This window comes from Laedolimicola sp. (assembly GCF_051972735.1).
GTDB classification, from domain to species: Bacteria; Bacillota; Clostridia; order Lachnospirales; family Lachnospiraceae; genus Laedolimicola; species Laedolimicola intestinihominis.
This window is the reverse complement of sequence record NZ_JBOKYU010000090.1, coordinates 1-846: the sequence shown is the minus strand read 5'-3', so window position 1 is coordinate 846 and position 846 is coordinate 1. Positions and strand designations below refer to the sequence as shown.

The following is an 846-nucleotide window of genomic DNA, read 5'->3' as shown; positions in this document are numbered from 1 at the left end:
GCCTGATATTGAATCGCTGTCCAAGGTGGTTGAGAATGGCCGGAAATCGGCCTGCGATGGCGTGGACAGCTACATAACAGGAAAGTAGGTGTGATAGTGGAAACAAAGTATTGTAAGCACTGTGGAGAAGTCATTGACGCTGATTGCGTTATCTGCCCGAAGTGTGGTAAGCAGGTGGAGGAATTGAAGTCCTCCAAGCCCGACAATATCATTATCAATAACTCCGCTGCGGCCAGTGCATCCGCATCGAATACGGTAGTTGTGGCTGGAAAGATGAAAAGGAAATGGGTATCTTTCTTTTTGTGCCTGTTTCTCGGATGGATGGGCGCACATCGCTTCTATGAGGGGAAGATATTCACAGCAATCATATATCTGCTTACCCTCGGGCTTTGCGGTGTAGGAATCATAGTAGACCTGATTCTGATACTACTGAAGCCGGATCCATATTACGTATAGAAAAAGTCCAGGTGCTTCAACGCCTGGACTTTTTGCACACCGGAATTAATCACAATGCACCTACTACACTTGCATTGTATCATTCTGGAATAAAAATATCAAGGAGGAATGTACAGTGTATCAATCTTACGAATTCAAACCAGAGGAGATCCTTGTCTATCTCCGAAAATCCAGATCCGACGACCCATATTTATCGGTAGAGGATGTGCTTCAAAAGCACGAAGAGATTATCCGGGAGTGGATAGGCCGGAACCTTGTCCACGATATCCCGGCAAAGAACTTTTATCGGGAGGTCGTATCCGGCGAGACCATAGCAGATCGCCCGGAATTCTGCAAGGTTCTCCGTCAGGTGGAATCACCTGGTATTAAGGGCGTGCTGGTGGTAGAGGT

At 46.9% G+C, this 846-nt stretch carries 2 protein-coding genes; both read left to right on the top strand.

Going from position 1 to position 846, the window contains the following annotated elements:
- The first annotated feature begins 90 nt into the window (after positions 1-90).
- Positions 91-456 carry an NINE protein gene (locus ACTRC3_RS11705; protein ID WP_440323188.1) on the top strand — a complete coding sequence of 122 codons (366 nt, stop codon included), beginning with the start codon at positions 91-93 and terminating at the stop codon, positions 454-456.
- 115 nt (positions 457-571) lie between these two features.
- The coding region (locus ACTRC3_RS11700) for a recombinase family protein (protein WP_440323187.1) at positions 572-846 on the top strand (275 nt) is incomplete at its 3' end.